This window comes from Poriferisphaera sp. WC338, assembly GCF_050931845.1.
Taxonomy (GTDB): domain Bacteria; phylum Planctomycetota; class Phycisphaerae; order Phycisphaerales; family Phycisphaeraceae; genus Poriferisphaera.
The window spans coordinates 2,104,156-2,129,130 of record NZ_CP194516.1 but is presented as its reverse complement, the minus strand read 5'-3'; the positions used below and the strand labels follow the sequence as shown (position 1 = coordinate 2,129,130).

Genomic DNA, 24,975 nt, shown 5'->3' with positions numbered 1-24,975 from the left:
AACATGCTTTGAACGAGCAGATCATGTTTTCCCATCATGGATGGATCTGCTATCCTCCTGCACATGACCGAGCCCGCCTGGACAAGCCAAGATCTGAAAAGCAGTCCACACGAAGCCGCCGACAAGGCCCGCCGAGTGGAACAGATGTTTGCCGCGATCGCCAAATCGTATGATTTGAACAACCGAGTACATTCGATGTGGCAGGATCAAGCATGGCGGCGCAAAACGGTCAAGCTTGCCAAGCTACAACCGGGCGCGACAGTACTTGATGTTGCTTGCGGGACGGGTGACTTGTCAGAAGCATTTCTGAAAAACGGAGCGGGGCGTGTCGTTGGCGTGGACTTCACCGAGAATATGCTACGGGTTGCAGTGCATAAAAAGGACAAGCTGGTCAGTGGTGGCAAAGTGATGGATGCGCTGTCGTATCAAGTTGGCGATGCGATGCGATTGCCGCTTGCTGATGCATCAGTGGATGCAGTAACGATTGCATTTGGGATTCGGAATGTGACATTACCAGAAGTTGCAATCCAAGAGTTTTACCGGGTGCTGAAGCCCGGTGGATGTGTGTGTATTCTGGAGTTTTCTTTGCCGCGCAATCGGCTTCTGTGTGGGCTATATAATTTTTACTTTAAGCACATCATGCCGTGGACCGCAACTATCATCGCGCGGGATAAATCCGGTGCATACAAGTATCTGCCGATGAGCGTGAACACGTTTATTGACCGCGAAGCGATGGTGCGGAAGATGGCAGATGCTGGATTCGAATCGATCAAGCCGACTGCAATGACCTTTGGCGTGGCGATATGCTATCGAGGCGAAAAACTGCCGTCTTCTGCCTGAATATCACAAAATATCGCGGTTTGGTTGAAAACCACAAAAGAAACATAACTGATTATGTTGCATAGATTTGCTCGTAGTTGTTCTTACTTGCCCAAAAGTGAGAGAGCAGCTAAACTGTGTGGCTCAGTCATGAGACTAGAGGTTCGGGGTGTAGCTCAGCTTGGTTAGAGCGCACGTCTGGGGGGCGTGAGGTCGGAGGTTCGAATCCTCTCACCCCGATTGATAGCCGCAATATGCGGCTTTTTTTATGCCTAAATCTGATGTGGCGAATGAGTTTGAAATGATCTAAGCGCTGATTAGAAAATGGTGAATAGCTAATATGGCGTGGTGTTGAACCAGCCGTTGTGACTGGCATAATATCCTTGCCAAAAGATAGCCGTGTCTGATAAAATAGGCGAAGAATGATTGCCGGTCGTTGGATGGGTTGTGTGTGCTATCTCGAATCAGATCTTTTTGATGCTCATTGATTAGTGTTAAGCATTTCAAATTTCATCGTACCGGCGAACTGGGGTTGTGACGTTTTTTGTTACATCACTGCTTTGGATTCAGTGGCCGCTGTGGTTGACAATATTTGCAATCACGAGCGCGCTTATCGCCGCATGATCAAGATGATTGGGGTATAAAAATGCAGACGTTAGACAGTCGAGCGCTTAAAAGTCGGCATGGGGTAGAAGATGCCAACCGGGTACTTAAACCATTTGATATCGAACTTGTATGTAGCGATCGTAATCGCCAGTTCGCAATCCTGAACGAATACGCCACGTTGCGTGTACTACGTCATGGCGAAGCTGTTTTTGAGACGGGTATTTGCGAAGATTTGATCGAAAAGTTGGCGGAGATGTTGCCGGAGTCTAAGGTTGAACATCGGCGCGTGTCGGTGAGTGAGGATTATGGCCGCGATATTCTTGAGCTTAGTGTAGATGGGTAATGTCATGGTGTAAGCGGCCTTTTATGTGGTGGGGGGGCATTTCCTAGCCTTCAGAATCAATTTTAAGATCATGTCGTACTGATCATGTGAAGATTTATGATTTCATGTATCGTTGGTATGATATTGCTATGATCGCAAATTTTTCCTAGAGGGTTTCATGAGCAAAGACTATTCACGTTTTTATCGCCTGTTCGATCTGTTTGTCGCGATTCGCAGTACTAGGGGATTGAATGTCGAAAAGCTTTCAAAGATGTTCGATCTGACAGAGCGGACGATCTATCGTGATATTGATGTGATGAAACAATCGAATATTCCGATTGAATTTAACCATGTGCATGGTGGTTATGAGATTGATGGCGATTTTTTCATGCAGCCAATCGAGCTAACTTATGAGGAAGGGCTTGCTGTTTGCGGCATGCTTGGGCAGTTGGCAGAGACTGAGCAGATCCCTTTTCTTGAACCCGCATTTAAGGCAGTACTCAAGATCAAAAGTCAACTGAGTCCAGGTCTGCGCGAAGAACTTGATCAAGCTAGCGAGCATATTGAAATGAAGCTCGCCAAGCGATCGGAAGGCGATGAGGTACGTGATGTATATGAAAGAATGCGCGATGCTATTGTACAAAAGCATGCTTTAGTGTGCGTCTACGATTCGCCGGGTGGAAATGGTGACGACGAGTCGTTTCTGTTTAAGCCATACAAATTGTATTTTGGTAAGCGTGCCTGGTACGTCTACGGTTGGCATGGCGGGCATGATGCGGTGCGCTGCTTAAAGCTGCAGCGGTTTAGCGCTGTGAAGATAACCGAGCAAAATTATGAAATTCCTGATGGGTTCTCTTTGGAAGATCATATCGGTCAAGCGTGGCGGATGATCCGCGGTGATAAGCGATACCAGGTTGAGATTGTGTTCGATACTGGATTTGCAGATACGATTGAGGATACCGTTTGGCATCAAACGCAAGAAACTGAGCTGTTAGAGGATGGGCGGTTGCGGTTTACATGTGAAGTTGATGGCTTGGATGAGATTGTTTGGTGGGTAATGAGCATGGGGCCGCACTGTGAAGTAAAACAACCTGCTGAGCTAGCTGATCGTGTTAAGCAGATGGCCGAAGAAGTCGTCGCTCGGTACGAGCCAAGTCGCATATGATCATATGTATAAAACCCCTTGAAACCAAAGGGTTTGGGGATATCGAATAAGTTTTTCTTATTTCAAGATTGTCAATCCAGCAAGGAGCCAGCCAGACTTAGGTGTGCCAGGCTCGAAAGTGATTGCGGTGATGGTTTTGTCCGGCTGTGGGTTAGCGACCTCAGTGAGCCAAAGTTTGATCTCACGGCCTTCCGGTGTTGATGCGGTCCATGCTTTTTCAGCTTTACGCATACTTAAATTTTGCATGAGTCCGCCTGAATTCACTTCTGTTTGTAGCTGAACCATCTGATGTGAACCGTCGGTGTAATGAAATGTGATATCGGCCATGGATAGATCACGTGGTAAATCCCACACCGAAGCATTGAGCAACATCAAATGTTTGGCGTAGATGTTGTCAACATTCAGAGTTAGTTTGGTTAGTGCGTCCTTGGGTGACATTGTTGAGTTGCCGAGTACGAGTGCTTTTTCCCCCGTGGTGTCAAAGATCACACTTTCATATTTTGCAACCGATTTTGGAAGAGCCGCAATATTCCATCCTTCTGCAAAACCAACCCATTGCTTGCGATCGATTGTTTGGACCGGTTTGAGGTCAACTGTGTAGCCATCTTGTGGTCGCTGATCACGTGGTTCATAAGCAGCATTAAAAATATCGCCGGGAGTATACGGTAGGTCTGACGGTTTTTGTATACGATCAGACCAGCTATACTCCGCCGCAAGAATGAAAGCTGTAAATTGATAGAAATCACGTTCCATGGTGTGTTCGGTTGGGTAGTAGCCGCACCAAGTTGTTTGCATGACGCCGCTGACGCCTGTTTTTTTCGCAGCTTGAGAATATAGGTAGACATTCATGGGTTTAAACCACGTGCATGCCACGACTTCGTTGCCCATACCCTTGAATAGATCGAGTGACGGGTACTTGCCTTGATCGTTATAGTGCCAATCGGCCACCGTAATGTCTTTAGAAAGATGATCGCGCATGTAGATTGCTGCTTCTGGTGATGATGCGAGTGCTTCAAAGGCATCATCCGTTCCTTTGTGAAGCATCATGTCACCCCAAATCATGGTTTTAATGTCACGTTGCTTAAGCCAGTCCGTTAGTTTTGCTAAGTGGTTTGCGGTTAGGCGAGATGCTGCGATTTCATCCGTTTCGTCTTTACAATATGAACATTCGGGGTTTGGAAAACGCCCACGGATTGTTACTTCATCATGGCCAAGGTGGAATGTGTTTGGCTTGAAAACATCGATCACTTCTTTCATCAATGTTGTGATGAATTCATACGATTTTGGATTTTTTGTGCAGTACGCAAAAGGTGTGTGTGGGTCCTCGGCGATATCCATGTTTTGGCCATTTTGGAACATCCATTGTCCATGGCCCGGTACATTAAGTAGCGGGATTGGCTCAATGAAATTTTCACGGCAGAGTTTAACCAAATCTTTGAGGTCACTATTTAGAACAGCCTGATCAGACGCAAGTTTTGGAAAGCTCAGCCATTGGGAATGGTCGACCTGAATGACAGCATAGTTCATCTTTTGACCGGCCATGATGCGTTCGATCAATTTCTTGTGAAAAGGAACGCCATTACGCGATGGGAACCAATGTGCTCCACGGAATTTCATGGTTGGGTAATCTGTGACGGTGAGTTTAGGGGCATAGGCGCCAGCGGTGCCGCGTGCGATAATTTGTCGCAATGATTGAAGCCCGTAGAATGCGCCTTTAGAGGTAGAGGAAATGATTGTGATGCCGGCGTCATCAATTGAGATGGCATAGCCTTCAGGATTCAGGAACCACTTGTTTTTAAGGTTAAATGAAGGGTTGGGTTTGGTGTCAGGTGAGTTGGTTAAGATAAGGATTGTTTTCTTGTTGTTTACTGTTTGCTGTATGGTTTCTGCAATTTTGATGCTGGCGTAATCTTGGAGTATGCGCTTCGCGGCGGCTACGATTCGAGTTTCGCCTTCCGGTTGTTGGATTGAGAGGTGTAGGGTGTCATTGAGTTTGAGTTTGCCAGTTGATTGCTGAAGCGTTTTTGTTTCAGGGACAATCAAAAGTGGTTTTTCAGGATAAGTTCGGGCAAGGGTTATGGGCTTAAGAGTTGGAGTAATCGATGCTTTTGCGGTTGGTAGAGCTTGCTTCGCAGGATCTTCCTCGACCTTAAGTGTCATCACAATTTTGAGCGGTTGCTTTTTTGTAATAGGTCTGGCGGGGACACCAACACCGCACCAAATTAAAGGTACCGGCTTTGCCCATTCTTGTGAATCTAGGCGTGCGTCAAAAAAACGTACTTGCCTGTCAGTTGAGATGTCGATTGTCATTTTGCCAATGCGTGTATCAAAAACAAGCTTTTTAAAATTCGGGTTATGGTCGTTTTCAACTTGAATGGCGTTTGTTGGGAAAACCGGGTAGATAGATTGTGTTCTGCTATCTTTGGTGTAGGCAGTGTATGGGCGATTGGCAAAGAGGTTGGCATTAAAATATCCAAGATTGCATTCAATCTCAGCAGGGTCGTCAGTAGTTGGTGTGCCGAAGTAAGTGATACGGAGTGTTGTATCGTTAATAACTTTAATGTTGTATTTTGATTTGAATAGATGGTTCTCATCACTGGCGGTCAAGTTCAACTTGCCGTTCCTAATGGTTTTTTCAATTTTGAATTCGCGGATACCTTGCTGGAAAACCATACCGGTCCAGCCGGGCTTCACGACATAGAGCGTCGATTTCCAAATGATGGGAGCGCCAGCGTAATTGACGTGCAGCCCGCGTGCATCAATATCTACGTCCCATGGTGATGCGTGGGTTGTATTGAAAGTCGCTGTGAGTGTGAGCAACAATGTAAGAAGGGAGAATATGTTTTTGAATTGCATGAACAGTGATCCTGAAATCCACCGAAGAGTTTACATTGAGGGGGTGATTTAAAAGAGGCTACGTATGTAATAATATAATAATGATCTAATATAGTTTCAATTGTTTCTTTCAGTGTCGTTGAAGTTCATTCTTATTACCAAAGCAAAGATGTGTAGAAGGTTTTTGCAGCATAAACCCTCTTAATTCTCTAGAATGAAAGGCATTGCCTTCTGTATGGCAATTCTCGTTGAGTGTTCAAGCAGTCAATACTTGCGGAAGAGATATCTATCTAAATCGCTGGCTATAGGCAGTATCTATCGTTATAATGATAACAATATAACAATAATTTCAAGTCTTATGGGCGCGTGCTCATCTGTTGAAAGACTTGTCTTGATTGTTGCCTTAGGGGGCCTATTTGTGTTGGTGTGCGGTGTGGTTTGCAAGAAGATCGTATTACTTGAGGGGTCGAAATGTTTACTTTGAAGTTGCCGGCACAAGCGAAGAATCAGCCGTTGCACGAATGTGTGAAAGAAGCGGTTGTTGGTGCAATTGATGCAGGTTATTTTAAGCCAGGCGAAAGAATCTGCAGCACCAAAGAACTGAGTAGGCAATTGTCAGTTTCCGTTGTGACGGCTCACCGGGCGATGCAGGAGTTGGTTTCTAATGGTGTGCTGGATCGCAAGCAGGGGCTTGGTACTTTTGTTGTAGATCAGCAGCTGCGTGATAGTCGCCAGAATCGACTTAGCCGTATCGGATTGGTTTTTCACCGCGAGTCAATGATCGGTGATTATTATCATGGGCAGATTATGGAGGGGCTCCGGCAAGCGGCAAATCTTCATAATGCGGAGATGACGATACTGCATTTCGATAGTGAGTTAACAGACCATCATAGTGCGTACATATATGTAAATCCTACAGAGTCGGAGCTTGCTTATTTCGGGTCTCGTATAGAAAAATCAACGCCATGCATTGTAGTGGCCGCGCCGTCAAAACAATCTAATGTTGTTTCGATTGATGTTGATAATTGTGACATTTCGCAGCAAGCGGTTGAGCATTTATATCAAATGGGGCACCGGAAGATCTTTTATGTTGGCGGAACCAATCGATTGAGTAATAATCATGATCGGTATGTTGGATTTAAGCGCGCTTGCGAATCACTTGGCTTAGAGGTTATAAGCCAAAATGTATATGAAGCATCAGGGTCGCGGCTTGATCGTCAGGAAAAGATTTCTTTGAGTACTATTTTTGCATCGCAAAATCGCCCGACGGCAGTATTTGCTGCAGGTTATTATTTCGCGCTGGATGTATATGAAATCGCGATGACGATTGGCTTGGAGATGCCGCGCGATTTATCTGTAGTTGGTGTGGATGATCCGCCGAGTGCGATGTATCTATCGCCGACATTAACCACACTACGCCAGCCGTTGGTTGAAGTTGGGCATGCGGCGTTATCTGGTTTAATGAATTGTATCAGTAATGGTAAGGAGGGGCATACCGACAGAATTTTGCGATCGGAACTTGTTATCAGGCAATCTTCCGCACCGCCGCGACGGTAGTATTGTTTATTTCAGAGTATGACTGTAGCGTTTCTCGATAAGATTATTATCGAGTTTTATTTTAATCGTAGATGTCGGCCAATGAAAAGCCCGCTCTTTTGAGCGGGCTTGGTTGTCTTAGTTATGCTTCTATTATGGTTTTGCTTTCTTTTCGTCTTCTGGTGTCCAGAGAATTTCATAAGTAGAATCAGGAGGCGATGCGTCGCGATCTACGATGTTCTCAGAGTCCCAGATTGAAACGTGCCCATCGATAAAGGAAAAGTTTGCTTTGCCTTTGTTGTCCCAGATATCTTGGCCCCCATTATGGCGGTTGTAGTCGATGAGTGAGACAGAATCAGCTGCTCTGCCGCCGCCGCCATGCTCCATGAATCGCTCCCATGCACTGCTGTAATAGCCGACATATGGGCTTGCATACCACTCGTTCTCAAATTCCCAGCGAGAGTAGTTTTCTGCGAAAAGAATAACCTTGGTTGAGTTTTTTACGGTCGCGTTGAAGGGGATACCTTTTTGCGTATAGTCGCCGCCAAAGGTCCAGTTCAATGCGCCAAGCACGTTGACTGGATCGCATGTTGACCAGATGTTGATAGCATATGATCGAGCGGCGTCTTGTACGTCACTGGGGCAGGGAAAGATCACACCGCCATATGATCCGCTACTTGTAATCTTTGCTTTAGGGAGATAGCTGCTGATGACTGGATCCGAATACCAGTAGTGCTCCTTGCCGTCAGGTGAGATGCTTGCGGAATGCTCTGGTGGGAAATAGTCCTTGTTGTCGGTTGCGTAGGCGAGCATGGTAAACGTAAGTTGACGCATGCGGCTTGCGCACTGGATTGTCCGCGCGGTATTTCGGGCGGCACCGAGTGCCGGCAGAAGAATGCCGATTAGTAAAGCAATAATCGAAATGACCACAAGAAGTTCGATGAGTGTGAATGCGCCGCGAAGGCATGTGGTCTTTGGTGTCCGGGTACGGTGTGTCATCATTGCGTCCTTCCAAATCTTTGAGCGTTTTGAGTGCTCTGCCTGTTTGGCGTTACGGTTAAATGAGTCGATCGCAGTTTGTGCTGCGGCTGTTGTGTTGGCCGGCTAGGGGTAAACGCTATAGATCTCATTGTGCCAGCAGGTATAACTATAGTTTAAGTTTATAAGAATAATGGAACAGTTCAATAGCTGTAATTCAAGTTGAAGAAGAAAATTTTGTCTGATTTGAGGTTAATTTATATAAATGCTTTAAAAACAATAGTTAAGATTTTTATGTATAGGTTTGTAAAGTCCGGTTTGTGCTTGTTTTTTTCTAGCATTGTGATTTTGGCTACTGTATGGAGTTTGTTGGTATGGCTATAATTCAAAATTGTTTCATCGATATTCGCATGCTAAATAGAAGTTATTGTTTCTCTAGATTTTCTTTGCGGGGGGCAGTTTTATTGTGGCGAAAGTGGATCGCGTATTTCACGCATAAATGATGCGGAAGGAGTGGTTGGCATGAATGACAGATCAGAAGCTTTAAAGCTCAAATTTACCGAATTGCTGAACTGGGTTGAATTGTGCGGGCAGCGTGGCGCGGAGCCAAGGTTATCTAGTGAAGAGGAGCTTGAAGCATGGATTGAATTGGCACGCGGGCGATTGATGGAGCTACTTAATAAAACAGATGATTGTAGCTTGGAGCCAGATGATCTGAATACGATCAGGGAAAAGCGGCCGTCAGGGGGACGGAAACTTGCGGATGCGTTGCCAGGCATCCCTAGATTTTTTGATCGATTGCGGGGTGCAATTCTTGGGAGATGTGCAGGATGTGTGCTTGGCGCGCCGGTGGAATTGTGGTCGATGGAACGTATCAAGATTTTTGCAAAGGTGATTGGAGAAGCGCATCCTCCTGTTGATTATTGGAGTCGTGTAGCTGATCCAGAAACGATTCATTGTACGCATGATTATAGATATCTCTTTGAGCGAGGGCAGATGAAGCATGTGCCGGTTGATGATGATCTTGCATACATGCTTGTGAATCTGTTTGTGTTAGAGAGATTTGGGGCAAATTATAGTACTGCGAATATTGCTGCTGTATGGGATGAGCTTTTGCCTGTTGCATATACGGCTGAAAAGAAAGCGTTAGAAAATTACCGTAACGGTGTGGATGTGATAGATTGCGGTGGTAAAGACAATCCGTATGTCGATTGGATTGGTGCTTGGATCCGCAGTGATACATGGGGATATGTAGCGGCGGGTTGGCCGGAGAAAGCGGCGGAATTGGCATGGCGAGATGCGATGTTGAGCCATCGGAAGAGTGGGGTTTATGGTGCGATGTTTTTCAGTGCGGCGATTGCGGCAGCGTTTACCGTGGATGATCCGTTGGAAGCGATCCGGATAGGATTAACGGAGATACCTGCAAATTGCCGATTTGCAGAGGCTATTCATTGGGCGCTAGCGAGGTGCGATGATTTGAAAGATTTTGAGTATGCGCGATGCATGGTAGATGATCGCTTTGCGGGGATGAGCCATGTACACGCAGAGAATAATGCGTGCTTGGTTGTGTTTGGGCTTGCGCTTGGCGGGATGGATTTCACGAAAACGATTGGGCAAACGGTGGCGATGGGGATGGATAATGATTGTACCGCGGCGACGGCTGGGAGTATCTTGGGGGCGATTGTGGGGAGTAAGGGGATAGAAAGAAAATGGACCAAGCCGTTTGAAGGGAGGATGCGGACCTATTTGAACGGAGTGCCGTTATTAGATATTGAAGATGTGTGTAAGCGGATGATGGTGCAGGCTGAATTAGTATGGCAAGAGGTGGGATAGATATTATGTGCCGGTTTGTGTCTGGGGTGCGTGCGATTCATCGTTGACATCTGGGGCAGCATCTTCTGCTGGGTATTTGATGCGTGCATGATAGATGGCACAGAGGGTTTTGGTAATGGCTTCCTCAATGCTGTGAAGTTCAGCGAGAGTGAGATTGCATTCGTCGAACTGACCGTCCATGAGACGCTTGCTGGCGATGTTTGAGACGAGTTGTTCAAGGCGGACGGGTGTTGGGTCGGGGAGGGTGCGTGCAGCTGCTTCGATACCATCGCAGATGAGCATGATGGCGGCTTCTTTGGTTTGCGGTTTAGGGCCAGGGTAGCGGAACTCAAATTCAGAAGGCGCGGCTTCATCTTCTGCTTCACGCTGTTTTTTAGCAGCGTGATAGAAGTATTCGACGAGGGTCGTGCCGTGATGCGATTCGATGAAGTGCCGGAGCACTCGGGGTAAAGCGTATTCACGTGCCATCTCAATGCCATCTTTGACGTGTCCGACGATAATGAGCAGCGACATTGCGGGGGAAAGTTTGGCGTGGCGATTGGGGCCACCACCTTGGTTTTCGATGAAGTACATGGGTTTGTTGATTTTACCGATGTCGTGATACATCGCACCAACACGGCATAGTAACGGATCCGCGCCAACAGCTTCAGCTGCAGATTCTGCCATATCTGCGATGCGAAGTGAGTGTTGATACGTGCCGGGCGCTTCTTGTGCAAGGCGTTGTAGGAGTGGTTTAGAAGCGTCGTTGTATTCCTTGAGTGTCATAGCAGTGGTGATGTGGAATACTTTTTCAATCATTGGGAGCGTGCCCTGGACGCACATGCCGACTGTGATGCCGGAGCCGAGTGCGAGTAGTGCGTCAGTGACGATTTGCTTGAGTTCTGCGTTAATGTAGAGAGGTTGAGTGGCGAGGCCGACAAGGATGGCCGCAGCGAACATCACAACGCCAGAAATAGCGCCGACGCGGACGACAGTGGAACTGGTCTTGACGGCAGGCAGGAGTGCCGCAGCGATACCAATGCCAGTAAAAGCGATCATGCCAAACGCGACCGGCAGGTTCAGCGAGATCATGATCATGGCGACGATGGCTGCGCCTATGGCAAGAGCAAATCGTTGGTCATATATTATGGCGAGTAAAATTGTAGCGAGCAGGGCTGGGAAGGTGGCGGTTGCATAGAGTCCTTCAGGCCAAAGGTGTGTTGCAATAACTGTGATCAATAGTGCGAAAAGCACGATGCATGTCAGTGCAAACCCACGCAATGGGTTGGTGACGAGTCTGACGTTATAGTTGTAGATGTAGACCCACAGTGAGGTAGCGATGAGGAGAAAGATCCCGATTATGCCGAGGCGGGAGAACCAGATGGTGGTTACGCGGTAGCTCATCCGGTTGAGTTGCTCCTCGGACATGCTCTCTATTTGGCTGTGAGATATATCGCCGAGATAGGCTCTTTGTTCCTGTTCGATCAGGGAGATTGATTCTTCATCAAGGATGCCGGGTTTAATGAGGACAGTGTTTGCAGCATACGGCACGATGACAGGCCGGACAGCATCGTAGGCTTCGTTACGCGCTTTATGTGTGAGTTCTGCATCAATAAGGTAGTTGGGTTGCCGCGTTGCGAGGATGAGCTCGACAAGTGTGGGCTGGATGCTCTGGGGGAAGAAGCGGATATTCGAGATGATCTGTTGCTTAAGTTTTTCCGTATCATCGATTTGAAAGATGCGGCTTTGTGTGAGGGTGGGCGGCATGTATTGGGGGGTGGGTGATTCAAGAAGTTGATGAGGATGTATTAGGCGGATGAGGCCGGGGCTGTTCCAGTTATGTTCTTGATCATATTGCTGAGTGTTTAGGATAGCGATTGAAAAATAGAATCGTAGGAAGTCGAGTGTCCACTTGCGCCATTGGTTATTAACGGTGTCGTCTTCGTTGAGATACTTGCGCAGTGCGTCTAGGCCTTGCGGAGTGATGTTGATGCTTTGGCCGTTCTTTTCGAGATCAGCCGATGGGATCTCATTGACGTTATTATATTTGGCGAGTGAAACAAGGCTTTCGATTTGCCGTTCGAGTTCGTCGTAGTACTCTTCGTTAGCAACATAAATAGCAGGTGTGCGTTCACGTGCAGATTCGCGGCGTTGTTGTGTTTCGGCTTCTTTGACAGCATCGAAAGAAATGCGCGCAACGATCGGTTCAGTAATCAATTGCCCGACTTCATAGGTTGGGCTTTCAGTTGAGTGGATGGTGATCCATCCGCCAAAGAGAGCCATGGCGGCGATGAAGATCGTCGTCCAGACAAACTCGCGGCGTTTAGCAAAAGCGATCCCGCGAGAGAAGCTGGAAGCGTCTTTGCCGAGGTTCTTGCGGACCTCTCGTCGTCTTGCACTTGTTGATTTACCGTTGGCCATGTATTGCCTTATTCGGGCCGAAGCAAAACAGATGCTTCGTATCAATCACTCTCTGCCTCATCGGTTGGTCATCGACCAGATTGTCCACCTACTTGGCTGTCCGATAACACCAGTGGCCCCTGTAGGTCAATCTTGTCGGGTTTAGGGCGTAGCTCGCGATGAGCTGCCGCAGCGTATTGTAGCTGGTCTATGGATTCTGACTAGAAGAATGCTCATCTTGCTCAAATAGGTCGTGGCTAGACTCTTTCCCATAATTCTTTTCGATCAGGTCATTTACGGATACACGGCCTTGTTTGTTCATGCCGTATGCGTGGACAATTCTTTGTACCAGATCATGACGGACAATATCGGTTGGCTGCAACGTGACCATTGCGACCCCTTTAGTGTGGCGGAGGCGACGGACGGCATCAAGTAATCCAGAGTCAGTTGGTTTCTCCAAGTCAATCTGCGAAGTGTCTCCGGTGACGATCATTTTCGAGCCATGACCGAGTCGTGTGAGGAACATCATCATTTGATTCTTAGTGGTGTTTTGTGCCTCGTCGAGGATGACTAGTGCATCATTCAGCGTTCGCCCGCGCATGAATGCAAGCGGGATGATTTCGATCAAATCGCAGGCCATGAAACGCTGGATATGATCGAATTCCATCATGTCGTGCAGGGCATCAAGGAGAGGCCGCAGGTATGGATTGACTTTATCCTGCATAGAGCCGGGTAGGAAACCGAGCTTTTCACCGGCTTCGACGGCCGGTCGGACCAAGACGAGTTTGCGGACTTCGCCGTGTTTAAGCATTGACACCGCAGCGGCAACCGCGAGGTATGTTTTGCCTGTACCTGCAGGTCCGATGCAGAAAGTTAAGTCGTGCTGCATGATCGCATCGAGGTAATGCTTTTGTCCTTCGGTCGCGGGCCGCACGTTACGGCTGGTGAGGTAAACGTCCAACTGATCGCTGTTACGTTGTTTGTGTTGCGCTTTATGCTTGTTGGGTTGTTCATCAAGTTGCAATTGGTGGGCGGTGTTCATTCGAGTGGCTGCGGCAATGGTGTCGAGCAGTTCCTGGCGATCAAGCGGTTTGTGCTGATTTGCGGCTTCGGTCAGTTTATCAATGACATGCGATGCTTGGCCTACCACGCGCGAGTCGCCACTGAGTTTGATGGCGTCGTGGCGCGCTACGATATTAACACCCAAGCTTTCACGAATAATCTTGAGGTTTCGTTCAGCAGTACCGGTGATGGCGATCCGCTTTTCTGTATCAGGTAGTGTGATTGTGAGTTCCAATGAATACCTCTTACGCCTCGTATGTTGGTATCTGAGTCGTTTGTGAACGCGGTATTATAGCAGGAATTGGGGAGATAATCGCAAATGTGGCATGAAGTGCGAGGCAGCTATTGTTGCAACCGTTGTTTGCTTTGGATGACTTTGAGTTCGGCCTGTGTGGTTGGTACCAAAGTAATGCCGATGGGAAGGATCTGTTTGCTGATACGGCCTTCTTCGTCGTAGAGGAACTTGTTGGGGCTAGCATCTAGAGTGGGGTAAACTTCGACCCAGTACGCGCCGCGGTGTTCAGAAGATGGATAGGAGACGATTTTGTGTAGCGTGAGCGATTGCTTGCCGGTATCAAATTTGTAGAACGAGAAGGCATCTTCTTTGTTTGGCACAAGGAGTGTGGGGATAAGCTGAGCACGTACTTGTGACAGATAGGTATTCATCTGCACTTTATAGTCGCGTTTGGTGACGCTGCCATCTTTTTCAGCGGTGACGTTCAGTAGATTGCCGGTACGGATACCTGTCATAGCGGAACTGCTTTTCGCAGGCAGTTTTTCGATTTGTCCGTCGCCACGCTTAGTGGCGATGGATTTACTGGGGTCACGTTCTGTTTTCACGATCGACCACATTTCATACATGCTGTCGTTGGATTCGAAGAAGGATTGTTGTGTTGAGATTTGGTTGCCTCCAAATTTGATCGAGGCACTAATCTTAATGGCGATGCCTTCCTTGCCCATAATGTTATCGATGTACTGCTGCATATAAGCAAACCCGATATCCTGGCCGTCAGATAAGATCCGAAACCACTGTTCGGGAATCATGAAATCTCGAAGATTATCATTCGTGATAGAGTTGCTAACTTTTTTGCCGCGTTCAATTAAGACTTTTCGCTGGTTGTCCAGTTCGATATATGATTTCAGCGAAGCGCTGTTGCAAACCGCTTCATAGATCGGTTTGACCTGTTCGAAGGCATCTGCTTTACATTCCATCGAGATCATGCCGAATGTTAGTGGGTCGATCTGTACGAATGTCTCGCCCATTACCCAATTGTCCTTTTCCTTCTCCGGTACAAACACATACTGATGAATACCTTTAAGCTGATTAGGCAAGCTGAATTCTTCTGATGCCGCAAGATGGGAGGTTGGGTACGCGAAACTAAATTGGTTGAAAGAAGTTCCCGCAATTTCTACAAGGCTGATTGCTTGCTTTGATTGGATCACATCGATACTGATCGAATAATCGTCAGTGAAGAACTTAACCAGTGCACCGTCTGAAGTGTTATTGACTTTTTGGGTATCTACAGGTGGTAAGACTGTAAAACCATAGGATGATTCAACCCACCGGCCATCAAATGTGTCATTTTCTTTTGCGGTGGGTATGTCATCTGCAGCCCTGCAAAGTGTTGGCAAGGCAACGCTCATCGCCATCAGGATAAGCATGATCAAGGTGCGATGGTAGTGATCGTTCGTTCTTGTTGCGGAAGATTGGCTCATCTGTTCATCCTGACAAATTCACTGAAGTATTACATAATGTGCAAGGCCAGACTCTATCTATGCCGGCGGCTCATACCGTGCGGTAGCCAAAATAATCGAAAGCGCTGCCATATCAGACAAAGCCGCACGTTCTGGCTGATGTCCTTTTTGCAACGTATCCGTCAAATAGAACACCCAGAAATTCTGCTCATCTGTCGTGATCACCGCAATGCCGTGAAACTGAAGTTTGTTGGGGTCTTCGGTGCCGCTCTGAGCGGTAAGGAGCATGCTGGTGAGTTGTTTGTCGCTTGAGGGATAATGTTCGATCCGCGGGTTAATCAGTTTGCTCACGGAAGTGACTGCGGTCAGCATACTGGCTATACGTTCAGAAACCTCATTAAGTTTCTCTGGCTTATTTGTTCTCAATGGGAAAGCGATAAGCTGTCGATATGGTGGCTTGGGATCGACATAGGCCAGGCACGAGCCAATGTTCAATCGCTCGGCCCACCAAGCTTGAATCTTAGCGTCATCAGTCCAGCCTGCCTGGATATTGAAATGAAGTATGCCGCCATTTGCCGCTTTTAGGGATGCCGGGAACGCGATCGGTGCTTGCCTCTGTGATGATGAATCGGCGTGAGCGGCCTCTTGGTCGAGCAATGTAGTGAGAAATGCGCCTGAAACAGAAATCGCAAACACGAGGATCATGGTGATGGCGATCACAACCTCTCGTTTGGCTGGTGATAGATTATCTGAAAACCTGATCATGCAAACATGATAACCCCATCAGGCAGAAAGTCCCAATTGAATTTGCATATCAAGATGTCGTGAAAAGTGGCTTTACGCTGCTTGTGCCAGCTTCAGATCCGGTTCGGTTGGCACACGATACGTTACGCAATCAGAATCACTCTCACTGAGCTTGAGTGCGGTATTCGACGTGAGTTGTATGATCCGTTGGCAAAGCATATCTGTGTTATTCAGTTGCTCTGCCTGTGGGTAAGCCTTTGCCAAGCGGTTAAAGCCTTTTGATACGCAGCTGAACACATGATCCGCCAAATCAACAACCGTGCGGCGATGATACGATTGCAGATACATGGACTGCTGATGATGAGTCCAATCAATGACGTGATAAGCGCCATTAATCCTGCTGTGGAATGGCCAAAGATCTGGCGATTGAGCATACACAACTCTGGGTGTGTGCTGACTCATGATTTCCTGCAAAACTTTTGCGATCTGTGATTTTCTACCTATGGTGAATTTACTGAGCAGATGGACCTGATAGGCCATGTGATCAAGCTGTCGCCATTGAAGCAGATTTAGTGAAGTCCGTGCGATGCAAACTAGGTGTACCTGATGGCATTTCGACAACTGTTTTAACATTTCCCATGCTTGTAATTGTTTTGCGTTACCCAATTGATCTGGGACAGAATCGCAAACCATGAGCATGTGTGGAAGCTGATTTGAGATTTCAGATACGTGTTCGTTTATTGGCGTTATGTGCACGGTTCGTACCTAAACAGAAGAGTGGCAAAATGCATCGTAAGTCATCCGGGCGAATTTCTCCCCATCCGCCCCGCTGCGCTCCGCTTGAATGCGACCAAAATACATGGTACTTCCTTTCAAGTTGGCATCAGCTCATTGTTATTGTCCGTTAAGCTGCACGTTTGGTGTAATAACGGTTGTGGTAATTGTATTTATAGCCGTAGCGATAGTAGTAATGCTTGCGACGAACATGACGTTGGTCGGTTGCGATCATACCTGACACAGGAGCGTTGTAGCTTGTCAGTGTTCGCTTGGCTTGCTCGATCAGCGCCTTTGGCGTTCGATTCATACGAGCAATCAGGAGTACGTCGTCGCTGATTGACCCGAGGATGCCCGCATCAGCAAGCTCAACGACTGGTGGCGTATCAATGATCACATGGTCGTATTTATTTCGAAGAATCTTAATCAGATTCATCATGCGTTGACTGCTCAAAAGCGTGACAGAATCATTATTGGCTCGGCCGCCTGCAGGGATAATATGCAAGCCATTTTCACCGATTTGATGGATGACTTCGTCTAGTGAACAGTCGCCGTGCAGATAGCCGACAAGACCTTTGTTCGTACCAAGGTGCAGTAACTTTTCAAAGGTCGGCAAACGCAAATCAGCTTCAATCACCACAACCGCACGGTTATGAAGTTCTGCAAAACTCAATCCAAGATTCAAACTTGTAATTGTTTTGCCCTCTTGCGGTGTAGCGCTGGTGATTGTATGGACCAAGTGTCGTTCATGATTCCAGCGGGCGAGCAATGATGTTCGAATGGAACGATATTCTTCTGCCATCACCGCGCCGGGCTCTCGCAGGGCGATCAAACGATCGTCAACGCCATCAATCCACTCATCAGATACTTCGATCTCGATGTAATTCTTTTCACCTGTACTAGCGGTTTCTTGATCCTTGTGATCAGCTAATTCTTGAGTAATGCCGATGGGTGATTGATCTTTGTGATTAGCTGTATCTTGAACCGCTTCTGTTTGTTCTACGGTATCACTATGGAGTGATGATGGGGTGCTTGTATCTTCATGTATAGTGGGCGTACTTTCTGTGGGAGTATGCTCGCTCGATGAAGATTTGTGCTGATCATCTTGATTCTGATTTAATGCGTCGAAGATATATCCCATCACATATTCCCTGCCATAGTATTTGATGGTTTTTGCAAATGATGGTAATCGGCATGTTGCTCTAATGATGGCACCATATCACAGATCACCTGTTGTACCATTGTCGGCGTAATCTGGTCTGTGCTTTGGACAAATCCAAGCAATAAACAATTGTCGCAAACAATATTAATAAGTCGTGGAATACCACGTGAGAAACGATAGATATTTTGAGTCGTTTCATCGCAGAATGAAATGGTTGAGACCTCAGTTTCACTAGCAGTATTCAAACGGTGTTGAATATAACCTTTTACATTGCGATACGACAGTGGATATAGCTGTTTTGCTAGTACAATTCGTTGCCGAAGTGCGCTCAGATTATCTTGAGAAATACGATCACGCAGATCTGGTTGGCCAATGAGAACGAGTTGAAGAAGCTTTTCTGAAGCAGTATCAAAATTACTAATGAGTCGAATTTCTTCTAACGCTTCATCAGAAAGTGTTTGAGCCTCATCTATAAAGAGTACAACTGGTTTTCCACGTTCCATGCGTTCTGAGAGATATTTTTCAAGCCGCCTTAGAATGACTGATCGATCATCATGATTTGAGGCTTTTAGATGAAGGGAACGAGCAATATGTCTTAAAAGCTCTTCACCATCCTTGTGTCCATGAAGCAGCTGAGCAATCGTGGCTTTACGCCCGAATTCCTCCAGCATCGCTCGACCAATCGTGGTTTTGCCCGTGCCGATATCACCTGTAATCAGAACGATACCTTTGCGCATGCTGATCGTGTATTCGATCGCCGCAAGAGCCTCTTTATGCTGTTCGCTCGCATAGAAGAAGCGAGGGTCAGGCGTATTCTCAAAAGGCTGTGTGTAAAATTGGTATCGTTTAAGATACATCCGGGTTACTCCATGGGTGTTGAGACAGACGGTGTCTCCACATCACCCTTTTCGTCAACCAGCTCATGCTCGTCAGCCAAAGCTTCTTGACCGCCTACCAGACGGCTCGCACTCATCTTGATCTCTTGAAAAACTTCAGGCTTCTCAAGATCCAGGTAGAGCAGGGCTGCAAGCATAAACAGAACTACACCCATGATGGCAGCATTGGTCGGATACAGGATCATACTTCTCAGGCGACGTACCTTACGTTGCTGCTGAGAAATAATCTCACTGACCGCACCGAACAACTGTAGGTCGCAGTACTTCGCAGCCTGCGATCCATCGTTGAATGAGTCATTGGTTCTATAGGATACAAACACATTTAGGGCACCACAGAAAAGACCAAGCGAGATTGCTGCCATGACCAATTGCATCCAGTTCGGGGAGATTGGTTGGCGAACCACAACTGCAGGTCGAATAAATTGAAGTTGAATACCTTTGTTACCAGATTCTGCTGCCATGGCCATTTCAACACGGCGAAGGTTGTCTTCCCAGAAAGCCATTTGGCGTTGTGATTCCTGGACTTGGCGTTGCAGTTTTCGATAGGAACTACGAACCATGTAGATCTTCTCAGCTTCCGATTCCATCGCAGCGAGTTGCTTCTCCATGTTGCTTGATTGCCGATGAAGTGCATCATACTCACTCATTGCGGCGGTCAAACGTAATTCAAGTTCAGCACGTTTAGGGTTTGTTGTTGTTTGTCGTTCAACAACGATCTCCTTGCTGGTTCCGTCAATTTCCGTCTGAAGTTCAGTAATCTCTTCCGCTAAGGCGAGAACATCTGGATGGCGATCTTTCATCTTCAACACGCTGGTGTAATGTGCCATGCGTTGAGTGAGTTCACGAAGCTTATTTTCAAGATGTCCCAGTTCAGGATTGCGTCCCATGACGGTGGTTGGGATGGTGTGAGGTTCAGTTTCAAGAGATGCACGAAGAGCATTAACTCTTGAGAATGCAGCCTCTCTGTTGCTGACCAATTCATTCAGAAGCTCTTGCTGATCGGAAATTTTAGTTTGAATATTGTTAGGATTTTCAGGCAAAAGATCGGTATGCTTGATTTCGAACTCTAGAACATCATTCTCAAGTTTCTCAATACGTTGCCGATTCTTGACCACTTCTTGGCGGAAGAAACCGGAGGATTGCTCAAGGCGGCCGTTCATAGCTTGCCGTGTGCGATCAATGTAATTCTCGACAAGAGTATTTACGACGACGGTCGCAAGTTCGGGATTTGTATCGACGAATTCAATGCGGACACGGTCTAATGTGCCTGTAGCGATGTCCCAATGAACCACCGCCCGTCTTGCGATATTAGCATGGAGCATACGCTTGTCGAGATCATTGCGGATCAAACCTTTTTCAACTAGTTCGGGTTGAATTTTCTTAATAAGCGCATCAATGGCTGGCTGACCTTTGAGTTCTTCCATCAACATCCCGCGTGGATCTTGGAAGGACTGTGAAGCACCTTTGGTCGACATTTCTGTCATGACCATGTCGGTACGTCGTTCGAACTGTGCGACAGCTTTATATTTCCTAGGAAGTAGAAACCCTGCGGCCAGAACACCTGTGGTGATCAGGAAGGCTGGCAGAATGAATCGCCACCTGTACTGCAGGAAGATGTCCCACAAATCAAGAATTGTATTTGATTGTTCTTGCTTTTCACTCATTGTCATTACCGTATGGGGTTAATTTGCAGGGTTACTTGCCTTTGTATGCTGTCATCTGTGTGTTGTCGTAGATATCAGCTGGGCCTTTAACAGTAGAAGCCGCAGGTTGAAGTGGCAGGAGCAGCTGTTGGAAAACAAGGCCAACTTTGGCGAGTGGATTTGGTGGTACGTAGATCACATCGCCTTCCTCCAGCATTGCGTTCAAGGTCGTGTCCCCATTCTTGATCATGTCATCAAGATCAACAGTCATTCGTTTACGAAGGGTGCCATCGGATGATGGTCGCATGATTTGCACACGCTTAGGATCAGCGAGTCTGGTGGGTTGTGCTTGTGCAAGTGTATCCAACACAGTATTTGTACCGCTGTATGGGTAAGCACCTGGACCCGAGACTTCACCAAATACAAAGATCTTCTTGCTTGCAAAGCGTGCGACATAAACGGTTACATCTGCATCTTCGTAGTATTCTTTGGCTTTGTCCGAAAGCTCTTTGCTAAGTTGCTCGCAGGTTTTACCAGCGACGAATGTGCTTCCCAGCAAGGGTAGAGTGATTCTGCCATCTGGACGGATCTGTTCGCGGTGGTTAGCGATTTCACGGACGCGTTTGGAGCTGACCGTGATCACATCTGGTGGTGCGAGGAGGTAGGCCTCACTTGAAACAATCGGCACCGGGTCTTGAATGAATGCTTCGTAGTCGGTGTACTTGGGTGCACAACCGGTTGCGAGCAATGCGGTGAGCAGGAACGCCACCAGCAAGCCAAGGCGTTTAATGTTTCTCAACCATGTTCCCATAACATTCTCTCTTTCAGTTAGGATCCTCAACATGCAGAGCGATCCCAAAACTTGGGTATGGTTTGCATGACCAGCAAAAGATCGCCAAATAGCGTTCGCCTTCTCAGGTAACGCAAGTCGTAGGCAAGCTTTCGCCGCATTCCATCTTTGTCGTTGGTGTAACCATTGCGAACTTGTGCCAGGCCGGTTAAGCCCGGCGCAGCTGCAAGTCGACGTTCAAATCCGGGCATATCGTGACGGAACTCTTCGAAGATTTCCGGCCGCTCTGGCCGCGGTCCGACTAAGCTCATTTGGCCAAACAGAATATTGAAGAGTTGTGGCAGTTCATCGATATGACTTTTACGCAGGAAATTGCAGCCGGGCATCACGCGTGGGTCGTCGGTTGCCGCGAACTGGATGCCATCGGTTTCGGCGTTCATCCGCATGGTGCGGAATTTGTAAACACGGAAGAGCCAGCCGTTTTTGCCGACACGCCATTGTTTATAGAGTACAGGGCCTCCGTCGGTCAGCTTGATCCAGCACGCACAAATCACCATCACGGGGCTGGTGAGTACAAGGCAGAATGCTGCACCTACAAGATCAAACAGGCGTTTACCTAGATCGTAGGCTTTACCGGGCACAGCGTGATGCGTGATGTTTGAGGTATTCTCAGAAATTGTCTGTCCGACTTTCATCCTATCCATGTCCTCCAGCTAAGCACAATGCATAGCCAATCGAGGTATCGTCGCGTTGGATATAACACTTAACAACCCTGTGCCCTTTGTGCCGGATAACGAGGTTTTCGCGGCAAGTCCGGATTGATCAGATGTAACTATCGGACGAGATGCGTTGTTTATATGGGCCTTGACTGTTTAAGCGTTCCGGTTATGCCGATATGGCAAGCATTATCGATCCCATTTTGCATGATGACCGTCAAAAGGAGCCTGTATGCTTCCCGCAACGCTAACCGCTAGGCAACAAAGAGAAATCGACTTCTATAAAGACTATGCCCAGCGGCAACGCGTCTCGAGTATCGATTTTGATCCTGTGCTTGGACACGAGCAGCGTCCGTGGAACCCGTATTGGTACGTGTATCAGTTGGTGAAACAGCGATATGTCAGCCGAAAGCAGCGGTTGCTCGATTATGGATGCGGCATCGGGATTGCCTCAGCCCGTTTTGCGCGGCTTGGTTATCAGGTTGATGGCTTTGATATTTCCGAAGAGAACCTTGCGGTTGCAGATGATCTTGCTGCGAAGTATCAACTCGCATCACGTTGTCATTTTGCGCCTATGACTGCAGAGAATCTCAACTACGAAGACAACTCTTTTGATATGCTTGTTGGCATTGATATTCTTCATCACATCGATATTCAAAAATCGATCGAGGAAGCCTATCGTGTTCTGCGACCGGGTGGTGTGGCTATCTTTAAAGAACATATTGAAGCGCCAATCTTTGAGCCGATCCGTCAATCTTCCGTTGGTCGGTGGATTGCGCCGAATGAAACATCGCAAGACGATCATATCACAGATGATGAACGCAAACTTAATAATGATGATATGACTGCGATTAACGGTATTTTTGATCGTGTCGAAGAGAAGCGTTTTACAGTTGTTTCACGTGTCGATCGCATGATACCGCAGTGTTCTGTTGGCATGCGAGCTAGGCTGCAACAACTCGATCATTACTTAATGAAGGCTTGTCCACCAATCCGAAATTTGGGTGGTACTGTGGTACTTACTTGCCATAAATCGCACCTCTAGTGCTGTGCCTCAGCAACGAGATGTTGTTTACGCCATGCTGCTGGTGGTAACTCATTGGCTTGCCTGAACTGGCGGATAAAAAAATTCACATCGTTATAGCCACACCGTGAGGCGATCTCTTTTACGGAAAGATATGGGTCTTGTAAGTATTGTTTTGCGAGGGCCATTCGTTTTTCTTTGAGATATCGTTTCGGACTGATACTCAAATGTTCGGCAAAAAGTGCATGCAAACGGCTTGTGCTTACATGCGCATACTTTGCAATCGCTTCTACATCGATCGGCTCGGTAATCTGCTCCTCGATAAACTCCACCGCACGGGCCACATTTTCAGGCATCTGATCATGCCTGCGTTCGTGGATAAACAATTCGATCAACTCCATAAGTAACGCTTGCAAGATGCAAGATAACGCATCGCCGTTGACGCGTTTTTGGTGATAGACCGAGTTAGAGATGACTGAGAAGCAGCCCGCAATAAATTTGCCATCACCTACTCGCAGCATGCATGGTTCGGTAAACAAATCAATGTGCGGTCGAAATCCTAGATATGTCGTGATTACATGCTCGGTGGAGATTTGATTATGGCTGGCGTGAGGGGGGATCACCAATACATGGCCCGGTTTGGCTTCAAACGAACGATGGTTGAAATCGACACGTGCCTCGCCTTGCTGGAATAGGATTAGCTCCGAGCATGAGTGTGAATGCGGCGCAACGCACTCAGCACGTGCGTGTCGGCCCGAAAAAACCAATGTAGGTTTGGTTGCGTCATGTGTAAGGATGTGGCTGAGAAGCTTTGTACTATATTGGGGTTCCATGAGGAGATTTTAGCATATCTGCTGAGGTGAAAAATGCTGGTTGCTTGAATCGTGCCCAGATCAATCCAAACCATTATCCAGTCGAGGTGTCGAGATATTCAAATCCGATAGATTTATAGCATCATACGCCGGTTCCGCCCAGAATTCAGTAGAAATGGACTATTAATAGGATTGATTGTCCTATTGTAAGCTTGATCATATGGGATAAACTGCTATTAAGGCTCGGATGACCTTTTGAAGAAATTTATCATGTCAACATTAATCTTGTTTTGGAGGAATGCGATGCGAAAATTGAATGTAATGACAACTTCAGCCGCAGCAGTATGCCTGGTATTAGCCGGCCATGCACACGCTGCACCTATTGCCGATTGGCAATTTGAGATCCCAGGTGGTTCTAGTGCTGGGGATGCATTTGTCAGCGACACAGACACGGCCAATGGGCTGGTTGCCAATGTGAAGAGCGGCTCGCCTACGTATGCAGCAGTTCCTAACGGTGTGGCTGCAGCAGCAGGGGCGGGTGCTGTTCGCACGAACGGCGGTGTACTGCAAGTCAATGACAACGATGCGCTCACTGGCCATGCAAACGGTGGTACCGGGCTCGATTACTTGAGAATTGATGCGTGGATCAATACGACGAATAGTTCCAGTTCGCTTCAACAGATTACTCGGAAAATGTCGAATGCCTCTGGCGCTGCAGGCTACTTATTCTATGTTCGGAATGGTGATTTAAATTTTGAAGTCAATGATGGATCATCCCGTTTTACTCTCGCAACGAACAATGACAGCATGACCACCAATACTTGGCATCATGTGACTGCAATTTTTGATGGTGTGAATAAGACAATGGAATTGCTGCTTAATGGTTCTTCTCAAGCCGACAAATCATTAACCTCAGCTACTACCATTACACTTGCAAATGATGCAGCTGTTCTTGGCATCGGTGGTTTGATCCGTGATAGCGGTAGTACCGGTCAACAATTTCAAGGTGATATTGCTCGTGTCATTCTTGATGATGGAGCACCGATTCCTGAGCCAGCTTCATTGGCACTGACTGCGATGGGCGCGTTAGCTTTCCTCCGTCGTAAGCATTAATGCGTCAAAATTTGTAGAACCATCTGCCGCAAGAGAAATCATGCGGTGGATTTTTAAGGATGAATCTTTAG

General features: G+C 47.2%; 20 protein-coding genes and 1 tRNA gene. 8 read left to right on the top strand and 13 right to left on the bottom strand.

Annotation, left to right across the window (positions count from 1 at the left end; genetic code table 11):
• Positions 1-36: 36 nt before the first annotated feature.
• The 4 genes from ubiE to ACQ6WK_RS08715 all read left to right on the top strand — a co-directional run bounded on the left by ubiE (position 37) and on the right by ACQ6WK_RS08715 (position 2,912).
• Complete coding sequence (gene ubiE, locus ACQ6WK_RS08730) at positions 37-840, top strand: bifunctional demethylmenaquinone methyltransferase/2-methoxy-6-polyprenyl-1,4-benzoquinol methylase UbiE (protein WP_432796994.1); 804 nt, start codon at positions 37-39, stop codon at positions 838-840.
• A gap of 144 nt (positions 841-984) precedes the next feature.
• Positions 985-1,059: transfer RNA gene (locus ACQ6WK_RS08725), tRNA-Pro, on the top strand.
• A gap of 406 nt (positions 1,060-1,465) precedes the next feature.
• Positions 1,466-1,768 (top strand): hypothetical protein, encoded by a 303-nt coding sequence (locus ACQ6WK_RS08720; RefSeq protein WP_432796993.1) that lies wholly within the window; start codon positions 1,466-1,468, stop codon positions 1,766-1,768.
• 157 nt (positions 1,769-1,925) lie between these two features.
• Positions 1,926-2,912: a helix-turn-helix transcriptional regulator gene (locus ACQ6WK_RS08715; RefSeq protein WP_432796992.1), complete on the top strand. Its 987-nt coding sequence runs from the start codon at positions 1,926-1,928 to the stop codon at positions 2,910-2,912.
• 57 nt (positions 2,913-2,969) lie between these two features.
• Here the strand turns inward: ACQ6WK_RS08715 and ACQ6WK_RS08710 are convergent, their stop codons facing one another.
• Positions 2,970-5,768, bottom strand: a complete 2,799-nt coding sequence (locus ACQ6WK_RS08710) for a glycoside hydrolase family 20 zincin-like fold domain-containing protein (RefSeq protein ID WP_432796991.1) — start codon at positions 5,766-5,768, stop codon at positions 2,970-2,972.
• A gap of 450 nt (positions 5,769-6,218) precedes the next feature.
• Here ACQ6WK_RS08710 and ACQ6WK_RS08705 point away from each other — a divergent pair, with 450 nt between their 5' ends.
• Positions 6,219-7,304 carry a LacI family DNA-binding transcriptional regulator gene (locus ACQ6WK_RS08705; protein WP_432796990.1) on the top strand — a complete coding sequence of 362 codons (1,086 nt, stop codon included), beginning with the start codon at positions 6,219-6,221 and terminating at the stop codon, positions 7,302-7,304.
• A 132-nt stretch (positions 7,305-7,436) separates the two neighbouring features.
• Here the strand turns inward: ACQ6WK_RS08705 and ACQ6WK_RS08700 are convergent, their stop codons facing one another.
• Positions 7,437-8,282, bottom strand: a complete 846-nt coding sequence (locus tag ACQ6WK_RS08700) for a type II secretion system protein (RefSeq protein ID WP_432796989.1) — start codon at positions 8,280-8,282, stop codon at positions 7,437-7,439.
• A 501-nt stretch (positions 8,283-8,783) separates the two neighbouring features.
• On the opposite strand from ACQ6WK_RS08700, the gene ACQ6WK_RS08695 reads away from it, so the two are divergent.
• Positions 8,784-10,094 (top strand): ADP-ribosylglycohydrolase family protein, encoded by a 1,311-nt coding sequence (locus ACQ6WK_RS08695; RefSeq protein ID WP_432800355.1) that lies wholly within the window; start codon positions 8,784-8,786, stop codon positions 10,092-10,094.
• A gap of 3 nt (positions 10,095-10,097) precedes the next feature.
• Here the strand turns inward: ACQ6WK_RS08695 and ACQ6WK_RS08690 are convergent, their stop codons facing one another.
• The 10 genes from ACQ6WK_RS08690 to ACQ6WK_RS08645 all read right to left on the bottom strand — a co-directional run bounded on the left by ACQ6WK_RS08690 (position 10,098) and on the right by ACQ6WK_RS08645 (position 21,943).
• Complete coding sequence (locus tag ACQ6WK_RS08690; RefSeq protein ID WP_432800354.1) at positions 10,098-12,494, bottom strand: HD family phosphohydrolase; 2,397 nt, start codon at positions 12,492-12,494, stop codon at positions 10,098-10,100.
• A 187-nt stretch (positions 12,495-12,681) separates the two neighbouring features.
• Entirely contained in the window at positions 12,682-13,770 is a 1,089-nt protein-coding gene (locus ACQ6WK_RS08685) for a PhoH family protein (protein WP_432800353.1), read from the bottom strand.
• Between the two features lie 107 nt (positions 13,771-13,877).
• Positions 13,878-15,251: a hypothetical protein gene (locus tag ACQ6WK_RS08680; protein WP_432800352.1), complete on the bottom strand. Its 1,374-nt coding sequence runs from the start codon at positions 15,249-15,251 to the stop codon at positions 13,878-13,880.
• 57 nt (positions 15,252-15,308) lie between these two features.
• Complete coding sequence (locus tag ACQ6WK_RS08675; protein WP_432800351.1) at positions 15,309-15,995, bottom strand: hypothetical protein; 687 nt, start codon at positions 15,993-15,995, stop codon at positions 15,309-15,311.
• Between the two features lie 72 nt (positions 15,996-16,067).
• A complete protein-coding gene (locus tag ACQ6WK_RS08670; protein WP_432800350.1) occupies positions 16,068-16,436 on the bottom strand; it encodes a hypothetical protein in 369 nt (122 codons plus the stop codon).
• Between the two features lie 442 nt (positions 16,437-16,878).
• A complete protein-coding gene (locus ACQ6WK_RS08665; protein ID WP_432800349.1) occupies positions 16,879-17,889 on the bottom strand; it encodes a CpsD/CapB family tyrosine-protein kinase in 1,011 nt (336 codons plus the stop codon).
• On the bottom strand, positions 17,889-18,767 hold the full coding sequence (locus ACQ6WK_RS08660; RefSeq protein ID WP_432800348.1) for an ExeA family protein: 879 nt from the start codon (positions 18,765-18,767) through the stop codon (positions 17,889-17,891). The genes ACQ6WK_RS08665 and ACQ6WK_RS08660 overlap by 1 nt, the downstream gene beginning before the upstream one ends.
• 5 nt (positions 18,768-18,772) lie before the next feature.
• Positions 18,773-20,470, bottom strand: coding sequence for a GumC family protein (locus ACQ6WK_RS08655; protein WP_432800347.1), 1,698 nt, complete (start codon positions 20,468-20,470; stop codon positions 18,773-18,775).
• Between the two features lie 31 nt (positions 20,471-20,501).
• Positions 20,502-21,260, bottom strand: a complete 759-nt coding sequence (locus ACQ6WK_RS08650) for a polysaccharide biosynthesis/export family protein (protein WP_432800346.1) — start codon at positions 21,258-21,260, stop codon at positions 20,502-20,504.
• A gap of 26 nt (positions 21,261-21,286) precedes the next feature.
• Entirely contained in the window at positions 21,287-21,943 is a 657-nt protein-coding gene (locus tag ACQ6WK_RS08645) for a sugar transferase (protein ID WP_432800345.1), read from the bottom strand.
• Positions 21,944-22,187: 244 nt separating this feature from the next.
• Here ACQ6WK_RS08645 and ACQ6WK_RS08640 point away from each other — a divergent pair, with 244 nt between their 5' ends.
• Positions 22,188-23,000, top strand: coding sequence for a class I SAM-dependent methyltransferase (locus tag ACQ6WK_RS08640; RefSeq protein ID WP_432800344.1), 813 nt, complete (start codon positions 22,188-22,190; stop codon positions 22,998-23,000).
• On the opposite strand, the gene ACQ6WK_RS08635 is transcribed toward ACQ6WK_RS08640, so the two are convergent.
• Entirely contained in the window at positions 22,997-23,812 is an 816-nt protein-coding gene (locus ACQ6WK_RS08635; protein WP_432800343.1) for a helix-turn-helix domain-containing protein, read from the bottom strand. The genes ACQ6WK_RS08640 and ACQ6WK_RS08635 overlap by 4 nt on opposite strands.
• Before the next feature lie 282 nt (positions 23,813-24,094).
• Between ACQ6WK_RS08635 and ACQ6WK_RS08630 the strand changes: the two genes are divergently transcribed.
• Positions 24,095-24,904, top strand: coding sequence for a LamG-like jellyroll fold domain-containing protein (locus ACQ6WK_RS08630; protein ID WP_432800342.1), 810 nt, complete (start codon positions 24,095-24,097; stop codon positions 24,902-24,904).
• Positions 24,905-24,975 lie beyond the last annotated feature (71 nt).

Excerpts from the sequence above, each read along its gene's own strand:
- ACQ6WK_RS08665 (WP_432800349.1), bottom strand. The coding sequence starts at position 17,889 with ATGGGATATATCTTCGACGCATTAAATCAGAATCAAGATGATCAGCAC.
- ACQ6WK_RS08650 (WP_432800346.1), bottom strand. The coding sequence starts at position 21,260 with ATGGGAACATGGTTGAGAAACATTAAACGCCTTGGCTTGCTGGTGGCG.
- ACQ6WK_RS08700 (WP_432796989.1), bottom strand. The coding sequence starts at position 8,282 with ATGACACACCGTACCCGGACACCAAAGACCACATGCCTTCGCGGCGCA.
- ACQ6WK_RS08710 (WP_432796991.1), bottom strand. The coding sequence starts at position 5,768 with ATGCAATTCAAAAACATATTCTCCCTTCTTACATTGTTGCTCACACTC.
- ACQ6WK_RS08695 (WP_432800355.1), top strand. The coding sequence starts at position 8,784 with ATGAATGACAGATCAGAAGCTTTAAAGCTCAAATTTACCGAATTGCTG.
- ACQ6WK_RS08635 (WP_432800343.1), bottom strand. The coding sequence starts at position 23,812 with ATGGAACCCCAATATAGTACAAAGCTTCTCAGCCACATCCTTACACAT.
- ACQ6WK_RS08715 (WP_432796992.1), top strand. The coding sequence starts at position 1,926 with ATGAGCAAAGACTATTCACGTTTTTATCGCCTGTTCGATCTGTTTGTC.
- ACQ6WK_RS08630 (WP_432800342.1), top strand. The coding sequence starts at position 24,095 with ATGCGAAAATTGAATGTAATGACAACTTCAGCCGCAGCAGTATGCCTG.
- ACQ6WK_RS08670 (WP_432800350.1), bottom strand. The coding sequence starts at position 16,436 with ATGAGTCAGCACACACCCAGAGTTGTGTATGCTCAATCGCCAGATCTT.
- ACQ6WK_RS08720 (WP_432796993.1), top strand. The coding sequence starts at position 1,466 with ATGCAGACGTTAGACAGTCGAGCGCTTAAAAGTCGGCATGGGGTAGAA.
- ACQ6WK_RS08675 (WP_432800351.1), bottom strand. The coding sequence starts at position 15,995 with ATGATCAGGTTTTCAGATAATCTATCACCAGCCAAACGAGAGGTTGTG.
- ACQ6WK_RS08690 (WP_432800354.1), bottom strand. The coding sequence starts at position 12,494 with ATGGCCAACGGTAAATCAACAAGTGCAAGACGACGAGAGGTCCGCAAG.
- ACQ6WK_RS08645 (WP_432800345.1), bottom strand. The coding sequence starts at position 21,943 with ATGGATAGGATGAAAGTCGGACAGACAATTTCTGAGAATACCTCAAAC.
- ACQ6WK_RS08680 (WP_432800352.1), bottom strand. The coding sequence starts at position 15,251 with ATGAGCCAATCTTCCGCAACAAGAACGAACGATCACTACCATCGCACC.
- ACQ6WK_RS08640 (WP_432800344.1), top strand. The coding sequence starts at position 22,188 with ATGCTTCCCGCAACGCTAACCGCTAGGCAACAAAGAGAAATCGACTTC.
- ACQ6WK_RS08660 (WP_432800348.1), bottom strand. The coding sequence starts at position 18,767 with ATGTATCTTAAACGATACCAATTTTACACACAGCCTTTTGAGAATACG.
- ACQ6WK_RS08655 (WP_432800347.1), bottom strand. The coding sequence starts at position 20,470 with ATGAGTGAAAAGCAAGAACAATCAAATACAATTCTTGATTTGTGGGAC.
- ACQ6WK_RS08705 (WP_432796990.1), top strand. The coding sequence starts at position 6,219 with ATGTTTACTTTGAAGTTGCCGGCACAAGCGAAGAATCAGCCGTTGCAC.
- ubiE (WP_432796994.1), top strand. The coding sequence starts at position 37 with ATGGATGGATCTGCTATCCTCCTGCACATGACCGAGCCCGCCTGGACA.